The organism is Ensifer sp. LC384 (genome assembly GCF_001695865.1).
GTDB lineage: Bacteria > Pseudomonadota > Alphaproteobacteria > Rhizobiales > Rhizobiaceae > Ensifer.
This window is the reverse complement of the sequence record NZ_MBST01000002.1, coordinates 200,992-218,084: the sequence shown is the minus strand read 5'-3', so window position 1 is coordinate 218,084 and position 17,093 is coordinate 200,992. Positions and strand designations below refer to the sequence as shown.

Annotated in this window: 13 protein-coding genes; 7 read left to right on the top strand and 6 right to left on the bottom strand. The window is 63.7% G+C overall.

Features of this window, described 5'->3' with window-relative positions; all coding sequences use genetic code 11:
• Nucleotides 1-3: 3 nt before the first annotated feature.
• The 7 genes from BC363_RS04185 to BC363_RS04155 all read left to right on the top strand — a co-directional run bounded on the left by BC363_RS04185 (nucleotide 4) and on the right by BC363_RS04155 (nucleotide 9,645).
• A complete protein-coding gene (locus BC363_RS04185; RefSeq protein ID WP_065786043.1) occupies nucleotides 4-1,836 on the top strand; it encodes an ABC transporter ATP-binding protein in 1,833 nt (610 codons plus the stop codon).
• A gap of 51 nt (nucleotides 1,837-1,887) precedes the next feature.
• Nucleotides 1,888-3,420, top strand: a complete 1,533-nt coding sequence (locus tag BC363_RS04180; protein WP_065786044.1) for an ABC transporter substrate-binding protein — start codon at nucleotides 1,888-1,890, stop codon at nucleotides 3,418-3,420.
• Between the two features lie 60 nt (nucleotides 3,421-3,480).
• Nucleotides 3,481-4,404: an ABC transporter permease gene (locus tag BC363_RS04175; RefSeq protein ID WP_065786045.1), complete on the top strand. Its 924-nt coding sequence runs from the start codon at nucleotides 3,481-3,483 to the stop codon at nucleotides 4,402-4,404.
• 4 nt (nucleotides 4,405-4,408) lie between these two features.
• On the top strand, nucleotides 4,409-5,263 hold the full coding sequence (locus BC363_RS04170) for an ABC transporter permease (RefSeq protein ID WP_065786046.1): 855 nt from the start codon (nucleotides 4,409-4,411) through the stop codon (nucleotides 5,261-5,263).
• A complete protein-coding gene (locus BC363_RS04165) occupies nucleotides 5,260-6,999 on the top strand; it encodes a peptidase M14 (protein WP_065786047.1) in 1,740 nt (579 codons plus the stop codon). Before BC363_RS04170 ends, BC363_RS04165 begins: the two co-directional genes overlap by 4 nt.
• A gap of 637 nt (nucleotides 7,000-7,636) precedes the next feature.
• Nucleotides 7,637-8,311, top strand: a complete 675-nt coding sequence (locus BC363_RS04160; protein WP_065786048.1) for a response regulator transcription factor — start codon at nucleotides 7,637-7,639, stop codon at nucleotides 8,309-8,311.
• Nucleotides 8,308-9,645 carry a HAMP domain-containing sensor histidine kinase gene (locus BC363_RS04155; RefSeq protein WP_065786049.1) on the top strand — a complete coding sequence of 446 codons (1,338 nt, stop codon included), beginning with the start codon at nucleotides 8,308-8,310 and terminating at the stop codon, nucleotides 9,643-9,645. Before BC363_RS04160 ends, BC363_RS04155 begins: the two co-directional genes overlap by 4 nt.
• A 254-nt stretch (nucleotides 9,646-9,899) precedes the next feature.
• On the opposite strand, the gene BC363_RS04150 is transcribed toward BC363_RS04155, so the two are convergent.
• Genes BC363_RS04150 through BC363_RS04125 form a run of 6 tightly spaced genes read right to left on the bottom strand, consistent with a single transcriptional unit; the run spans nucleotide 9,900 to nucleotide 17,073 of the window.
• Entirely contained in the window at nucleotides 9,900-11,432 is a 1,533-nt protein-coding gene (locus tag BC363_RS04150) for an FGGY-family carbohydrate kinase (RefSeq protein ID WP_065786050.1), read from the bottom strand.
• Nucleotides 11,433-11,487: 55 nt separating this feature from the next.
• Nucleotides 11,488-12,330, bottom strand: a complete 843-nt coding sequence (locus tag BC363_RS04145; protein ID WP_065786051.1) for a class I fructose-bisphosphate aldolase — start codon at nucleotides 12,328-12,330, stop codon at nucleotides 11,488-11,490.
• Nucleotides 12,303-14,066: a glycerol-3-phosphate dehydrogenase/oxidase gene (locus BC363_RS04140; protein ID WP_065786052.1), complete on the bottom strand. Its 1,764-nt coding sequence runs from the start codon at nucleotides 14,064-14,066 to the stop codon at nucleotides 12,303-12,305. The genes BC363_RS04145 and BC363_RS04140 overlap by 28 nt, the downstream gene beginning before the upstream one ends.
• Before the next feature lie 12 nt (nucleotides 14,067-14,078).
• Entirely contained in the window at nucleotides 14,079-15,074 is a 996-nt protein-coding gene (locus tag BC363_RS04135) for an aldo/keto reductase (RefSeq protein WP_065786053.1), read from the bottom strand.
• Nucleotides 15,071-16,081, bottom strand: a complete 1,011-nt coding sequence (locus BC363_RS04130) for a sugar-binding transcriptional regulator (protein WP_065786054.1) — start codon at nucleotides 16,079-16,081, stop codon at nucleotides 15,071-15,073. The genes BC363_RS04135 and BC363_RS04130 overlap by 4 nt, the downstream gene beginning before the upstream one ends.
• A gap of 2 nt (nucleotides 16,082-16,083) precedes the next feature.
• Nucleotides 16,084-17,073, bottom strand: coding sequence for an ABC transporter permease (locus BC363_RS04125; protein ID WP_053251398.1), 990 nt, complete (start codon nucleotides 17,071-17,073; stop codon nucleotides 16,084-16,086).
• Between the last annotated feature and the right edge of the window lie 20 nt (nucleotides 17,074-17,093).

Sequence of the window (17,093 nt, the reverse complement as noted above, 5' to 3'; positions counted from 1 at the left end):
CGCGTGACTGCTGATACGACACCCCCGCTGCTGGCGGTCGAAAACCTATCCGTCGCTTTCAATGGCAATGCCGTCGTCGAAGACCTGAGCTTTTCGGTCACGGCGGGACGCACGCTGGCGATCGTCGGCGAATCGGGCTCCGGCAAATCGGTGACGTCGCTTTCGATCATGCGGCTTGCCGACATGATGGGTGGCCAGTTCCCGACCGGTCGCATCCTGTTCCAGGGTAAGAACGGCGCCGTGGATCTGACGTCGGAACCACAGAAGGCGATGCGCAGCATTCGCGGCAAGGAGATCGCCATGATCTTCCAGGAGCCGATGACCTCTCTCAATCCGGTGTTCACGATCGGCGACCAGATCGCCGAAGTGCTGATGCTGCACGAGAAAATGACGAAAGCGGAAGCGCTCGCCGAGACGCGCCGGTTGCTCGACATGGTGCGGCTGCCCGATTCCGCCGAGCTCGTCGGTCGTTACCCGCATCAGCTTTCCGGCGGCATGCGCCAGCGCGTGATGATCGCCATGGCGCTTGCCTGTCGCCCCAAGCTCCTGATTGCCGACGAGCCGACGACGGCGCTCGACGTGACCATCCAGGCCCAGATCCTCACCATCATCCGCGACCTCCAGAAGGAGCTCGGCATGGCGGTGATCTTCATCACCCATGACATGGGCGTGGTCGCCGAGATGGCCGACGACGTCGTCGTCATGTGGAAGGGCCGCAAGGTCGAGGAAGGTCCGGTCGCCGAGATCTTCTCCAATCCAAGGCATCCCTATACGCAGACGCTGCTTTCAGCGGTGCCGAAGCTCGGCAGCATGACCGGCGAAGACTTCCCCAAGCGCATGCCGCTGACGATGATGGTCGACGGCGCACCGAAGCTGGTGGGCGAAGAGTTTACCCAGCGCACCGCCCGCTACGAAGCCGCACCGATCCTGTCGGTACGCGACCTCGTCACCCGTTTTGACGTCAAGAAGAACCTTTTCGGTAAGGCCACGCACCGGGTTCACGCGATCGAAAATGTCAGCTTCGACATCTTCCCGGGGGAAACACTGGCGCTCGTCGGCGAATCCGGCTCCGGCAAGTCGACGATCGGCCGCACGATCCAGCAGCTCCAGAAGGCCACATCCGGCGAGATCCTCTTCGGTGGACGTCCGGTTTCTGCCATGAGCTTTGCCGAGCGCCAGCGGCTGAAGCAGGAAATCCAGTACATCTTCCAGGATCCCTTCGCCTCGCTCGACCCGCGCAAGACCGTCGGCTTCTCGATTGCCGAACCGATCCGCACGCATGGGCTGATCCTTGGCGAAAAGGCGATCGAAAAACGCGTTGACGAATTGCTCGAGCGTGTTGGGCTGACCGCCGCTCACGCCCGGCGCTATCCGCATGAGTTCTCCGGCGGCCAGCGCCAGCGGGTTTGTATCGCCCGGGCGCTCGCATCCCGCCCCAAGCTGATCATCGCCGATGAAGCGTTGTCGGCGCTCGACGTGTCGATTCAGGCCCAGATCATCAATCTGTTCATGGAACTGCAGGAGCAGGAAGGCCTCGCCTATCTCTTCATCAGCCATGACATGGCGGTGGTCGAGCGCATGAGCCACCGTGTCGCCGTGCTCTATCTCGGGCAGGTGATGGAGTTCGGCAACCGCCGTCAGGTGTTCGAAACCCCCACCCATCCCTATACGCGCCGACTTCTTTCGGCTGTTCCGGTCGCCGATCCGGGCAAGGGGCGCGACCGCGGGATGATCGAAGGCGAGATCCCGAGCCCGATCCGGCGTGTCGGAGAAGAACCTGCGGTACTGCCGCGCAAGGAGATCGCACCGGGCCATTTCGTGGCCATGGACGCGTAAAGCCGCTTTCTCCTTTCAGGGGAAGGCAGTCGAAACAGGAGTGAGTAAAGAATGATCAACAAAAAGGGGATCCACGCCGCCTTCATCGCGCTTGCGCTGACAGGCAGCCTTCTGACGACCGCGCCGGCCTTTGCCGCCGGCACCTTGACGGTCTCGTCGCCGCAGGATCCGGGCAGCTGGGACCCGGTCGACACCTTCCTTGTCAACTGGGCGTCCGTCTCCACCAACATTTTCGACGGCCTGACCTATCGCGGGCCCGACCGCAAGCTGGTTCCGGGCCTTGCGACCGCCTGGGAAGAGCTCGACGGCGGCAAGCGCCTGCGCTTCACGCTGCGCGAAGGCGTCAAGTTCCACAATGGCGAGCCCTTCAACGCCGAAGCCGTGAAGTACACCTTCGATCGCCTGCTCGGCGAAGAAGGCTCCAAGGGGCCGCAGAAGTCCAACTATGCCGTGATCGAGCGTGTCGAGATCATTGACGAGAAGACCGTCGATCTCCACCTGAAGGCGCCGGATCCGGTCCTTTTGACCAAGCTCGCCGGCTACGGCGCGATGATTGTGCCGCCGAAATACATCCAGGAAAAGGGTGAGGACTACTTCAACACCCATCCGGTCGGTACCGGCCCGTTCAAGTTCGTTTCCTATGAGCCGAAGGTGGCGATCAAGCTCGAAGCCTTTGCCGATCATTGGGGCGGTGCACCGAAGCTTTCCAACCTCGACTTCCGCTTCATCGCCGAGCCGGCGACCGCCGTTGCCGAACTGCAGGCCGGCCGCGTCGATCTCGTCATCCCGCCGACCATCCCGATCGGTATGATCCCGACCATTCAGGGCGACGACAAGCTCGAAATCGTCTCGACCCCCGGCCCGACCGTCTATGCGCTGCGCTTCAACACCCGCGACGGCATCACCAAGGATCCGAAGGTTCGCAAGGCGCTGATCCTCGGCGTCGACCGCGATACGATCATCCAGTCGATCCTCGGCGGACAGGCCGCTCCGATCGCCAGCTTCCAGGGCGAGCTGTCGTTCGGCTTCGACCCGACCATGAAGCCGCTGCCCTACGATCCCGAGCAGGCAAAGGCCCTCCTGAAGGAAGCGGGCGTCGCTCCGGGCGCTTCCGTCCAGATCGACGCGCGCGGCAACGACGCGACCTTCAACGAAGTCGTTCAGGCTGTCGCCAGCTACCTTCAGCTCGTCGGCATCAACGCGACGATCAAGCCGTATGAAACCAACGTTCTCCTGAACGACATCATTCCGGCCGGCAAGACCGGCGCGATGTTCCAGCAGTCCTGGGGCGGCTGGACGCTCGACTACGACAACACGGCCTACTCGATGTATCACTCGGGCGAAAAGTGGAACCCCTACGACACCGACGCCGATCTCGACAAGCTGCTGGAATCCCAGCGCTCGATCACCGATCAGCCCAAGCGCGAGGAAATCCTCAAGCAGATCGCCAACTACGCCGCCGACCGTGCGCTGGAAATGCCGCTCTACAACCTCAACGCCATCTACGGCGTGAACAAGCGCGTCAAGAACTTCACGCCCGTTCCCGACAGCCGCCTCCGGCTGACGGACGTCACGGTCGAGTAACAATCAGATCCGCCGCTCCTTGCAGCGAGCGGCGGATCGTCTTCATGAAGGGCGGGTAAGTTGGCCGGATTTTTGATCAAACGTGTTCTGCAGGCGGTGTTCGTCGTTTTCGTCGTGACGCTCACCGTCTCCTTTGCCATCCGCCTGACGGGCGACCCGGCACTGATGCTCGCCCAAGGTGCCGGCAGCGTCACGGAAGAGGACCTTGCGCGCATCCGCGAGGCGCTCGGCCTCAACCAGCCGTTCCTGACGCAGTATGTTGCCTTCATCAAAGGCCTCTTCACCTTCGATTTCGGCCGCTCGTTCATGGGCGGAACCCCGGTCTCGCAGTTGATTGCCGCCGCCCTGCCCGCCACGATGATGCTGGCCTTCGCCTCGCTCATCGTTTCGATCCTCATTTCGATCCCGCTCGGCATCAGGGCCGCCGTCGCCCGCGGCAAATGGGCCGACCAGGCGATCCGCATCCTCTCGCTCGTCGGCCTGTCCTTCCCGAACTTCTGGCTGGCGATCATGCTGGTGCTGTTGTTTTCGATCACCCTCAAATGGCTGCCGCCGAGCGGCATGGACGGGTTTGCTAGCTTCATCATGCCGGCCGTCACCATGGGCATCATCCTGACGGCGACCAATGTCCGCCTGGTGCGCACGGCGATGCTCGAAACGCTGCAGTCGCAATACATCATGGTCGCCCGCGCCAAGGGCCTCAGCGAAAGCAAGGTGCTTTACAAGCACGCGCTTCGTAACTGCGCCATTCCGCTCATCACCTATTTCGGCCTTCAGTTCGGCGGTCTTCTCGGCGGCATCGTCGTCGTGGAGCGCGTGTTCAACTGGCCGGGCATGGGCACCCTTGCCTTCGACGCCGTCGGCGCCCGCGACTATCCCGTGCTGCAGGCCGTCATTACCGTGCTCTCGCTGATGATCGTCGGCGTCAACCTCATCGTCGACATCGCCTATGGCCTCGTCGACCCGCGCATCCGGACGGAGTGAGCCGATGACCGCCAAGGCCGCAAACACCCGTTTTTCCCGTTTCCGCAACCTCGAATTCATCCTCGGCGTGCTGCTTGCCGGCGGCATGTGCCTCGCCGTTCTCCTGTCCGGCGTGCTTTTCCCCGGTGGCGCCGACAAGATCGATCTGATGGCTCGGCTGACGGCACCCTTCGTCAACTGGGCGCATCCCCTCGGCACCGACCCGCTCGGCCGCGACGTGCTTGCGCGCGTCGTTGCCGGCGGCAAGATTTCACTGCTCGTCGGCTTCACCTCGGTTGCCGGCGCCGTCGTTGTCGGCGTGGTGATGGGCCTCGTCTCCGGCTACTACCGCGGCTTCTGGGACATGCTGGTCATGCGCTTTGCCGACGTGCAGCTGGCGCTGCCCTTCATCCTGCTCGCAATCACCTTCATCGCCATCGTCGGCGGCGGGCTCACCAACACGATCGTGCTGCTCATCATCTCGCAATGGGTGCAGTATGCCCGCCTCGTGCGCGGCTCGGTGCTGTCGCTGCGCGAACGGGAGTTCATCCAGTCGGCCCGCGCGATCGGCGTTCGCGATGTGAAGATCCTGTTCCAGCATCTGCTGCCGAACCTGATCGGTCCGGTCATCGTGCTGATGACGCTCAACGTTGCCAACAACATCCTGCTCGAGAGCAGCCTGACCTTCCTCGGCCTCGGCGTCGATCCGCTGATCCCGAGCTGGGGTGGCATGCTTGCCGACGGCCGCACCTACCTGCAGAACGCCTGGTGGGTCAGCGTCTTCCCGGGCCTTGCGATCCTTCTCACCGTCCTTGGCCTCAACCTTCTCGGCGACTGGCTGCGCGACAGTCTCGACCCAACCGGCAGAACTTCACGATGACCACGATTTTCGAAGGGACGTTCGAGCGCTCGCTCGACACCATGCTCGCAACCTATGGCAAGGAGGCTGCACGCGGCACCCGGCTGGAGGCATGGCTCTTCGATGATCGCGAAAGCCGCGAGGCGGCCGAGGAGAAGCTCGCGGGTTTCGGCGTCGAGGCAAGGCTCAGAAGCGCCTACAAGCCGCTGTTGCACTTCTTCCTCGAGGAGATCGACCTCAAGGCGCTGAAGCGCGTCGACATCCGCTATCCGCAGCCCGAAAACTGCCTGGCAAACCGCTTCCTGCTCGAGGCTTATCCGCTGGCAGCGCTCGTCGGCGATGCCGAGATCGCCTTTGTCGGCGGCAGCGATGCGGCACTGACCTACGACGTCGCGCTGACCTTTGCCGACGGACGCACGGAAAGCCACTCGGTGTTTGCGCCCAACCGCCAGCACACCGACTTCATCGGCGAAACACTTCTGTCTCCGACCGGCTGGGTCCGCCTCGACGACAACAGCGACAACCGGCGCGAATGCCATCTTGAAACCGACTATGAGCGGCTGTTCACCGGGGCCATGCGTGCGATCGCCGAGCACGGCTGGGGCGACAGCGAACCCTATTTCGACGAACTCAACATCCGCGCGACATTGCCGATCAACGATCTTCGGCTGCCGGTCGGCGAAGAGGTCGTCAGCCTCCGCGAGGCGCTGCACGAAGATTTCTACTTCTCGCTGCTCGAAGTTTTTCAGAAGAAGTCGGGCCGCCCGCTTGGCGACCGCGGCCTGAAACCCGGCCAGATCGTGCCCGAAATCGTCTTTGCCGACGGCAAACCCACGGTCCGGGTCGAAACGCGACCGCTGGCGACAGCAGATGCCGACGGCGAGATCCAGCCGCTCGATACGGCGCAGGCACCGCCAGCAGTTGCGCAGATCCATGCCGAACTGGAGAAGATCGATGGCCAGCCCTTTGAGGCGCATTCGCGCGCCGGGCGCCCGGTCAAGGCGCGCTACCACAAGGGCACCGACGCGGCAGTGATGATCAGCGGCGGCCAGCACCCCAACGAGACCACCGGCATCGTCGGCGCATTGCGCGCGGCCCGGACGCTCGCCGCTCGTCCCGGCGCCCACTTCACGGTATCGCCGCTCGAAAACCCTGATGGTTATGCCGTTCACCAGCGGCTGCGCGCCGACAACCCGCTGCACATGCATCACGCCGCCCGCTACACCGCACTCGGCGACGATCTCGAATACCGCGCCGGCGCCGCGCTCAACGAGCGGGCGATCCGCAACGAAGCCGAAGCGCTGTCGGGCGCCAAGCTTCATGTCAACCTGCACGGCTACCCCTCGCACGAGTGGACACGGCCGCTGTCCGGTTATGTGCCGCGCGGCTTTGCCATGTGGACCCTGCCGAAGGGTTTCTTCCTGATCATGCGCCACCACGCCGATTGGGAGGTGCGGGCCGAGCAACTGATCGAAGCGGTGACGGCCCGCTTGGCCGCGGTCCCCGGCCTGCTCGCCTACAACGACCAGCAGATCGCGCTTTACGAAACCCATGCCGGCGAAACCGGCTTCCGCATCATCAACGGTTTCCCCTGCATGATCTCCGTCGACGATCGCCACAAGGCGCCGCTGACCCTGATCACGGAATATCCCGACGAAACCATCTATGGCGACGCCTTCGTTGCAGGGCACGAGGCGCAACGCGAGACGGTCCTTGCCGCCTATGAGGCGTTCCAGTCGATGATGGCGATCGCCTAGGCCTTTTGCTCGGCAGGACATTCCCCAAGGACACGACGGCCTTTCAAGGCCGCCGCCCCTGCTCGTTTCAGCGGCATTGGTGTCGGCGGCCGTCGCGTCCGACGACGGTCCCGCTGCGCGGGTCGCGCGGGCGGCAGCGAGCCAGGCAGTGTGCGTCCCGGTCATTGCGCCGATACTGATCGCTTTGGCGCTTTCTTTCGGCCTCCTGGCCACGCCGATGATGATTGCACCGAGTGCGAGACTGATCGCGCCGGCGGCAAGTCCTCCCTTGAGATCCCTCTTGTCCTGTTTGTCGCGACGCTCGCGCCAGCGGTCTCCGTGCGCCTCCTCGCAGCGCCGATGATAATCCCGGCACCAACGCCAGTCGTTCTCGAAATCATCCGCCAAAGCAGGCGAAGCGCCGGGGATCATCGCACTGAGAACGGCGATCAATCAGAGAATTCAAACACACACAGAGCTCTGCCTCCCATATCACTCGGAGCCGTCTGATACCGTAAAGGCTGCCGATGCAGGCTGCGGCTGCATTGCGTGTTAGCAGGCAAATGATGCACTCAATGCGCGAAGCAGCCGCAACTTTGCGGCAATGCTCCTCAATCAAATGTGCCGCTACCGCGCTGACACGTTGGAGAATCGAGACATGCGCCTACTCCTTGTAGAGGACGAACCGGAGATGGCTGCCGCGCTGAGCGTTGCCCTTGGCCGTTACGACATGATCCTCGACCATGCACCGTCGCTCGATCACGCCATTGCCGCCATGGCCAATCAGGTTCACGACGCGATCATTCTCGACCGGCAATTGCCTGATGGAGACGGGCTGACGCTCATTCCTCGCGTTCGCGCATTGAAGTCGGGCATTCCGGTGATCGTGCTGACAGCGCGTGGCGCTGTCGACGAGCGGGTCAAGGGGCTGGACATGGGTGCCGACGACTACCTCGCCAAGCCCTTCGCGGTTGAGGAGTTGCTGGCAAGGCTTCGGGCATTGATGCGCCGCGCACCCGATATCGCACCGATGACGGCGCGCATCGGCAATCTGGTCTTCGACTTCGACGGCCGGGAGGCGCGGGTCGACGGCCAGGTGCTTGAACTCCCGCGCCGGGAGCTGCTCGTGCTGGAAGCGCTGGCGCGGCGGCAGGGGCGAACCGTGCAACGCTCGACGCTGGAAGACTCCGTCTACGGTTTTGATGACGAGATCCAGTCCAATTCGCTCGACGCCCATGTTTCGAGACTGCGCAGGAAATTGCTGGAGTCCGGCTCCGGGGTGGAAATCCACGGCATTCGCGGGGTGGGCTATCTCCTGAGACCGATGTCATGAGCGCCAGCGCCAACCACTCCCTGAAAAAGCGGCTCATCTGGCACATCCTCACCTTCCAGGTGCTGCTGCTCATCGCCGTCATTGCCGGCTTCATGGCCCTTTTGATCCGGGCCGATCTTGGCGGCATGATCCTCGATGCCAGTTCGGCTTCGATCGCCGCGGGCGCCGTCGAGGTCGCCCCCGACCGGAAACTGAAACTGAAAGACACGCCCGAGCTGCGGGCCGTGCTCGCCGAGACGCCCGGCTTCTGGTTCATCGTGCGCAACGAACGCGGCGAAACGATCCAAAGCGGGCCGGTGCCCGATGCCTATCGCAGCATCGGCGAGCATCTCGACCGCGTGACCTTTGCCGACATCCGGGACGGCATGGAGCCCTACATGCTTTCGGCCCTCGCCCGCGTGATCGAGACCGAGAGCGGCACCTACACCGTTCTGACCGGTGGCGGACGCCTGTGGAGCGCCTCGTTCGCCGTATTCTTCCTGACGAACCTGCTGCTGCTGCCAATCGTGCTGATCGTCGTTCTCATCCCCGCCTTCGCCATTCCGATCATCGTGCGCCGCGCCTTTTCCAGCCTTGCCGAAGTCGCCGACCACGCCAAAAGCATCGACGTCGACCGCCGGGGCGCCCGCCTGCCTGACGGCCGCGTCCCCGGCGAGGTCCGCCCGCTGGTCGAAGCGGTCAACGGCGCACTGCAGCGATTGGACGAAGGCTACGAGCGCCGGCAGCGCTTCATCATGGATGCCGCCCACGAGCTGAGGACGCCGGTCGCGATCCTGCAGACGCGGCTTGAAGGCATGGACCTCGGCCCGCTGCGCACCCGTCTTCTGGTCGATGCCGCCCGCATCGCTGGCCTTGCCGAACAATTGCTCGATCTCGAGCGCATCGACCGCGATGGTGCCAATTTCGTCCCACTCGACCTGGTCTCGCTCTGCCGCGACGTCGCCGCTGACCTCGCCCCCCTGGCCCTTTCAGCCGGCTGCGATATCGCCTTTAGCCATGGCCCCGAGCGGGTCGGCGCACGCGGGGACGCAGGCGCCTTGGAGCGCGCCGTCACCAATCTGGTGCGCAACGCGATCGAGCATGCGGGCGGTCTGATCTCCATTCACGTCGAGCATGGCGGCATCATCGAGGTCAGCGACGAAGGCCCCGGCATTCCCGAAAGCGAAAGGGAACGGATCTTCGAGCCGTTTCACCGGTTGCAGCCGCGCGACCACGGCGCAGGCCTTGGGCTGCATCTCGTCAGCGAGATTGTCAGCCGCCACAAGGGGCACATATCGGTGGTCTGCACGCCGACCGGCGGCGCCTGCTTCCGCATCAGACTGCCGGCGGCGTGAGACGGTCGACGGCGGCCCCTTCTTTGCCGCGCAGACTAACAAGTAATTAATAATAAAATCAGCAGTTTAATCGCGTGAACATGCGGTTCTGATGTTTTCCACACGATCACAGCGCCGTTGCCCAATCCTCCCTGGGGCGGCGGCGCTCAGATCGGCGTGAAGCAAACAAGCCGATGGCCGGTCCTGGCCCTCGGCTTCACTGTTTCGGCTGTCCGGGCGGTCGGCGGCAAGGTTGTCGGCCCGTCCTTCCGCCGCTAAGCCGCCGCCTCGGAAACCTCGACCTCGGCATTCGAAAGCCGCCGCCAGATCGGCGCCATCGCCTCGGCGATATCCCGATAAAGCTCGTAGCGTCGGGTATAGTGGCGTGCCATGGCCGCATTCGGGCGGTAGTGACGTTCTGTCCTTACCATCGCGGCCGCACCTTCCGAGAAATCGGCGAACAGGCCTGCTCCGGTACCCGCGGCGATCGCTGCGCCCAGCGCACCGGTTTCTCGGGAACGGGCAACCGACACCGGAACCCCGAGCACGTCGGCAAAGATCTGCGGCCAGATCAGGCTGCGGGATCCGCCGCCCGAAAGCACCGCCTCGTCGAAGGCTGCGCCCGCCGCGCGCATCGTCGCGATATGCTGCCGGTGGCCGAAGGCTACCCCCTCGAGAACCGCGCGAACCAGGTGGGCCTTCGTGTGCCAGCCGGCCACGCCGTAGAACCCGGCACGGGCGTTGCCATCCTGCTGCGCCCCATAAAGGAACGGATGGTAGATCGGGTCGTTCGCGGCAGGTTCGATATCGGATGCAAGCGAGCAGCAGACATCAAACGGCGATCGCCCGTCTTCAACACCGCTCTCGGCAAAGAACTCGCGCACCAGCCATTCCAGATTGGCCGCCGACGTCGCGCTCGATTCGATTGCCATATAGCGTCCACGATCGAAGGTGGACGACATGAAGACCGGACCGGAAAGGTCGGGACCATCGATGATCACCTGATTGATGCTCCAGGTCCCGGCGATGATCGAGGCAGCACCCGTGCGCGTGACGCCCGAGCCGATTGCCGAGGCGACGACGTCGAAAAGGCCGCCGACCACCGGCGTGCCCGCGGCAAGCCCTGTCTGTGCCGCCGCCTCCGGCGTGACCGTGCCGACGACATCGGCACTTTCGGCGAGGTCAGGTAAGAGGCCGGTTGCCTCGCCGAGATCGAAGGCCGCCATCAGATCGCGGTCGTAGCGCCGGTTGACGACGTTCAGCAGACCGCAGCCGGTCATATCCGAGACGTCGCTGACCCGCTTGCCGGTCAAGCGGTTGACGATAAAATCCTTGCACAGAAACACCGTGCCGATCCTGGCGAAGGTTTCCGGCTGGAAGCGCTTGAGCCAGGCGAGCAAGGTCGGCGTCTGCGACGGCCAGGGGCGTTGCCGGCCGATGGCATAGGTGCGGTCGCCGACACCCTGCGCCTTCCATTCCTCAACCAGCCTGGCGGCGCGCGTGTCGAGCGACTGGATGCCGAGAAGCGGCTCGCCACCCTGATCGAGGGCATAAAGGCCGTTGCCGTGGCCGGCGCAACCGATCGCGACGATCTCTTCGGCGCGGATGCCCGCACGCTCGACGCATTGGCGGATGACTGCCCGGGCATGGGTCCACAGCTCTTCGAGCCCGCGTTCGACATGTCCGGGCCGCGGAACCCGGCTGTGCCCCTCCTGCGCAGCCGCCGCGATCTCATTGCCCTCTAGGTCGAAAATCACTGCCTTGATCACGGTGTTTCCGGCGTCGAGTCCCAAAAGATAGTCTGCCATAAAAGAACCCCTCCCAAGGTTCGGATCGTCGTCCTCATACCAGCCTGGGCTGATATTAGCCCTGCTGATACAATGCGAAGGCGGCTTCGCCATCGGCGTCGTCATGCACGATGGCCATCAATCCGCGGACGACGGCGCTCGGGTTTGCATGCTGGTAGATATTGCGCCCATAGACCATGCCCATCGCGCCCTGCCGCATCAAGGCTGCGGACTTGTCAAACACGGCGCGCAGGTCCTCCTTGCCGCCGCCGCGCACCAGAACCGGGCAGCGCGCCGCCTCCACCACGCGGTGGAAATCTTCGGCATTCGTCGTCGGGTCGGCCTTGACGATGTCGGCACCCATTTCGCGAGCCAGCCTTGTGAGCGTGACGATCTTTTCCGCATCGCCATCGACCATGTAGCCGCCGCGCTCGGTGACCGGCTGCATGACCAGCGGCTCGATCATCAGCGGCATTCCGTACTTTTCGCAATCGGCGCGCACGCGCGAAATGTTCGTGACGCACTGGCGAAAGAGATCCGGCTCGTCAGGCAACATGAACAGGTTGACGACGACGCAGGCGGCATCCATCTCCAGTGCCCCGATCAGCGGCTCGGCCTCGTTCTGCAACACCGCCCACATGTCGCGGTGGCGAATGCGATTGTAGGGATTGCCCATGTCGATGCGCATGACAAGAGCAGGCTTGTCCTTGCCGGGAAGATCCTGGAGCAGATCGGCTTGGCCACAATTCATCTGGATCGCATCAGGCCTGGCGTCGGCCAGGGCTTTGACCACGGATTCCATGTTCTCAAGGCCGTCGAGGAAGGACGGCTCGTTGCAAACGCCATGGTCGATGGCCACGTCCAGGCAGCGCCCTGCGCCAAAAAGACGGTTCATCCGGACCTTGCGGTTGTTTCGCATAATGCACTCCTTTGTTCATTCCGTGCGGAAAGCATGTCTTCGTCGACGCCGTGGCGTTCGAGGAGAAGGGTGAGAAAACGGGCGCGTTCTTGCGCCTGACGGGCGGCGGACCAATGCTTTTCAGCCGCCAGCAGCGCGAGAACCGCGTCCGTCATTTCGAGCGAAAGCTCGCCGGTGATCGCCAGCGTCGTGCGGCGAAGCAGAAGGTCGTCGAGTTGCTCCACCTTCTCGCTGCGGATCAGCAACTGGATCTCGCGCGTCGAATAGCCCGAATGCGGAAGCGGCATGTCGGGCGCGAGGGCGATGAACGCGGCGATGCGCTCGGCGTCCGTTCCATAGCGCTGGAAAAGCGTGGCGACGCGCGTCGGCGAAATGGCCGTGTCAGCGGCGACCCGCGCAATCCAGGCTTCGCGGTCGGCGGGAAAATCCCGGCCCCCGCCGATCGCCCGATCGGCCGTGGCCACGCGACGAGGCCGCGCCAGCCGTTCCAGCACAAAATCGGCCGCCAGCTCGCCGAAGGAGCGGAATGTCGTCCATTTCCCGCCGATCATGCACAGGACCGGCGGCCCCGCATCGGTGGTATCTGCATCGGCAGTCTCGACGAAGGTGCAATAGTGATCGCGCGGAATGCGGCCGGTAAAACTGTCCTTGCTCGCCGGCAACGGCCGCACACCGGAAAACTGGAAGACGATTTCTTCGTGGCGCACCTTGATCGTCGGCAGGACGAAGGCGAGCGACTGCAGGATGTAGTCTCGTTCCGCCGTCTCGCAGCGCACCGTTTCGGGATCATCGACGCGAATGTCGGTGGAGCCGACCAGAACCTTGCCGAGATAGGGAAACAGGATGCAGATGCGTCCGTCCTCGTTCTCGTAATAGATCATATGGCCATCGAGGGCGCGCGTCAGATCGTCGTTGTCGATGATCAGATGCGACCCCTTGGTGCCACCCATCAGTGGCGCCGGCCGAGCCGGTTCTGAAAACAGGCTCTGATTGGCGATATCGATCCAGCCGCCAGTGGCGTTGACGATCAGGGCCGGCTCGATCGAAACCTCCATGCCGCCGATAGTGTCTTTCACGGCGTAGCGTCCTGGAGCGGTCAGTTTCAGATCGGCATAGTTGACGGCGCGCGCATGTGCGCCGGCCGACAGACCGTCCTGAAGCAGTTCGAAACCGAGGCGCTCGGGTTGACTGACCCAGGCGTCATAATAGGTCGCGGAATTCTTGATCGCCGGATTAAGCGCCGGCCATCGGCCGAGCGTCGAGCGCCGCCCGCGAAACTCGTGGCGCGGCATCAAAGCACGCTTGCGCGTCAGGAAGTCGTAGATCGCGAGACCGGCCTTGATGACGACAGCGCCGCGGCGGCTCGGGCGCCGGCTCAAGCCGAGGAACCGAACGGCGCCGTTGGCGATACCGGAAAACACATCGAAGACGGGAACCGTCGTCGGCAGCGGACCGACATAGTGCGGAGCGTTGCGCAGCAACCGATCGCGCTCGACAAGCGATTCCCGCACCAGGCTGAACTCGCCGTTTTCGAGATACCGCAGCCCGCCATGAACCATGCGCGACAGCGCGGCGCTGGCACCGGAACAGAAGTCGTGTTTTTCCACGAGCACAACATTGACGCCCTGCAGCGCCAGCTCGCGAAAGACGCTGAGGCCGTTGATGCCGCCGCCGAGGACGCACACGTCCACCTTCGGGCTCTGGCGAAGCCCGTCAAAAATCTCTTCTCGGTTCATGATGGCGGTCCGTTACCTATCCATGTCAGCGAGCTTCGCCGCTATCGCTTCGTCGATCGTCGCGAGATCCTGGTCGTCGAGCCGGATTGTGCCCGCCCGGGCGTTGTCGAGCGCCTGCGCCGGATTGCGTGCACCGCAAAGGGCAAAGGTCACGCCGGGTTGGGCGAGCGTCCAGGCAATGACCGTCTGCGCGATGCTGGCTAAATGCTTCTCTGCGATGGGCCGTATCGCCTCGGCAAAGGCCGTCGCCTTTTCGCGATTACCGACGGAGAAACGCGGGTTGTCGCGGCGCTGATCGTCGCCCGAAAACATCCGGTCCGGACCGACGGTGCCGGAGAGCAGACCCAGGGCCAATGAGGAATAGCTCAGTGTCGCCACGCCGTTTTTCGTGGTCAGCGGCAGGAGCTCCGCCTCGATCTCGCGATCGATCATGCTGAAGCGTTCCTGGATCGCATCGAGGCGGCCGGTCGCGATATAGGCCTCGAGCTCGGAGCGGTCGACATTGCTGGCGCCGATCGCCCGGATCTTGCCGGCACTTTTCAGGTCTTCCAGCGCCCGCACCGTTTCCTCGATCGGCGTCGTCGGATCCTGCCAATGGGTGATGTAGAGATCGATATGGTCCGTCGCCAGCCGCCTCAGGCTCTCTTCAACCTCGTGAACGATGGCGTCACGGCCGAGGTAACGGTGGACCGGCTTTCCGTCCTGGTCGAAGAAATGGCGTCCCTTCGTCGTGTGCCAGACGAGGCCGCATTTGGTCGCGATCACCGCCTTGTCGCGCCGACCGGCCAGCGCCTTGCCGACGATTTCTTCGGAGCGCCCGAGGCCATAGGCGGGTGCCGTGTCGATCAGGGTTACGCCGGCATCGAGCGAGGCCTGGATCGCAGCGATCGACGAGCCTTCGTCCGTACCGCCCCACATCCAGCCACCGATCGCCCAGGTACCCAGACCGACGGCGGATGCCTTGACGCCGGAGCGGCCGATCTCGCGCGTCAACTGTTCACTGCTCATGCCGAAAGTCCCTTTTCGCTTGCCATGGCAAGGATGCGCTCGCCGGTCGCCTCGTCGGTCACGAGTGTATCGAGATGCCTGCCACGCAGGACGCTGAGAATGGGCCCGGCCTTATTCGGCCCGCTCGCGACCCCGATCTTGGTCGGGATCGATGCGAACTCGTCAAGCGTCAGCGAGACGAGCGAGCGGTTGAGGCTGTAGTCGCAGAGCCGGCCCTGGTCGTCGAGCAGGTGCGCGAGCAGTTCGCAGCTTGCGCCCGAGCGCTCGATCGCAGCGCGATCGGTACTGGAGGACGGGTGCAGGTCGTAGTAGCTCGAATCGTCGGAAAGGATCGAACCGATGCCGACGATCGCCACCTTGGCTTCCCTGGCGCGTTTGAACACGTCGGCCACCGAGCGCATGTTGATCAGCATGGCGCGCTCCGCGGCGCTATCGGCAAAGAGCGGCGCATGGATCTGATAGGACCGTCCGCCGAGCCGATCCGCCATCAGGGTCGAGACGTGGTTGACGTCGGTATAGTGCTTGCCCTGCACGCAGCCCGTCGCCGGGATCACCTCGACGTTGAGGCGCCGTGATGGCTGCAGGCCGGCAACAACGGCGCTGACGCCCTTGCCGCCGGTGATGCAGATGGTGTCGCCGTCGCCGATCTCTTCCATCAGCAACCGGGCCGCAGCTTCCCCTACCGCCTGCAGCGCCGTCTGCTGGTTATCGGACACCGTGGGAACGACGACGGCGCGGCTGATGCCGCCGAGAGCCAGCAATTGTTCCTCCATGTCAACGAGCGGTTCGATCGGCGACTTGATCTTGATTTCGACGAGGCCGAGCTGGCGTCCGCGCTTGATCAGACGGTTGACCGTCGGCTGCGAGATGCCGAGCCGCTCGGCAATCTGCGACTGCGTCAGGCCTTCGAGGAAGTGCAGCACCAGTGCCTGGTGCATCTGCCGGGCAACGACGAGTTCTTCGCGCGCGCTGGAGATGATGTTCTGATTGGGATTGGCGATCGGCATGTTCAGATGGCCTTCCGCTTATGCAGAAAATGATCGATGGAGACGGCTGCAAGCAGAATGCAGCCCTTGATCATATCCTGCCAATAGACCGAAACGTCGAGCAGGATCAGCGAACTGGTGACGACCGACAATAGCGCGATGCCGAGGATGGCGCCAAGGATCGTGCCCGAGCCGCCGTTGAGCGACGCCCCGCCGATAACGGCAGCCGCAATGATGTTGAGTTCCATGCCGACGCCGAAAGTGGGCGTGGCGGCGCCGAAGCGCGACATGTAGATGACGCCGGCGACACCGGCGAGCGTCGAGCAGAGCACCGTCACCCAGAACTTCACCTGCTTGGTCTTGATGCCGGAATAGAGCGCCGCCTTCTCGTTGCTGCCGGTGTAGAACACCTTGCGAAAGGCGGTTGCCCGGCGCAGCAGGAAGTCGAAAAGGATCACGACGGCGACGAAGATCAGGATGACATAGGGAATGCCCTGGAACGTGCCCTGGCCGACGGCCTTGAACGATGCCGGCAGGGTGAACAGCGACAGCGGCGTACCCTTGGTGATGACGAGGCAGAGCCCGCGCACGATCACCATTGCCGCCAGCGACGTGATGAAATGGTTGAGCCCGACCACCGTGACGAAGAAGCCCATGATCGCGCCGATGAGGCTGCTTGCGAGGATCCCGAAGAGCGAGGCCGTCCAGGGGTCGAGGCCGGCGAGGAACAGCGATCCTGCCAGCACCATGGCAAAGCAGACGACCGATCCGACCGCCAGATCGATGCCGCCGACGATCAAGAGGATCGTCATGCCGACGACGACGATGCCTTCGACCGAAAAGCTCATCAGCATCGCGCGCATGTTGCCGAAGGTGAGGAAGTGCGGCGAGGCGAAGCTCATGACGATGCCGAGCGCGAGAATGATGGCGATCAGCCCTGCCTCGCGCATCGTACCGATCCGTCGCCAGGCCGGAACCTGCACCTGCGTTGCGACCACCGTATCGACTGCCATTTCCGCCTCCCCATTCACTC

Bases quoted from the DNA above. Each gene is read 5' to 3' on its own strand.
- BC363_RS04180 (WP_065786044.1), top strand. From the start codon at position 1,888: ATGATCAACAAAAAGGGGATCCACGCCGCCTTCATCGCGCTTGCGCTG.
- BC363_RS04170 (WP_065786046.1), top strand. From the start codon at position 4,409: ATGACCGCCAAGGCCGCAAACACCCGTTTTTCCCGTTTCCGCAACCTC.
- BC363_RS04165 (WP_065786047.1), top strand. From the start codon at position 5,260: ATGACCACGATTTTCGAAGGGACGTTCGAGCGCTCGCTCGACACCATG.
- BC363_RS04160 (WP_065786048.1), top strand. From the start codon at position 7,637: ATGCGCCTACTCCTTGTAGAGGACGAACCGGAGATGGCTGCCGCGCTG.
- BC363_RS04155 (WP_065786049.1), top strand. From the start codon at position 8,308: ATGAGCGCCAGCGCCAACCACTCCCTGAAAAAGCGGCTCATCTGGCAC.
- BC363_RS04150 (WP_065786050.1), bottom strand. From the start codon at position 11,432: ATGGCAGACTATCTTTTGGGACTCGACGCCGGAAACACCGTGATCAAG.
- BC363_RS04145 (WP_065786051.1), bottom strand. From the start codon at position 12,330: ATGCGAAACAACCGCAAGGTCCGGATGAACCGTCTTTTTGGCGCAGGG.
- BC363_RS04140 (WP_065786052.1), bottom strand. From the start codon at position 14,066: ATGAACCGAGAAGAGATTTTTGACGGGCTTCGCCAGAGCCCGAAGGTG.
- BC363_RS04135 (WP_065786053.1), bottom strand. From the start codon at position 15,074: ATGAGCAGTGAACAGTTGACGCGCGAGATCGGCCGCTCCGGCGTCAAG.
- BC363_RS04130 (WP_065786054.1), bottom strand. From the start codon at position 16,081: ATGCCGATCGCCAATCCCAATCAGAACATCATCTCCAGCGCGCGCGAA.
- BC363_RS04125 (WP_053251398.1), bottom strand. From the start codon at position 17,073: ATGGCAGTCGATACGGTGGTCGCAACGCAGGTGCAGGTTCCGGCCTGG.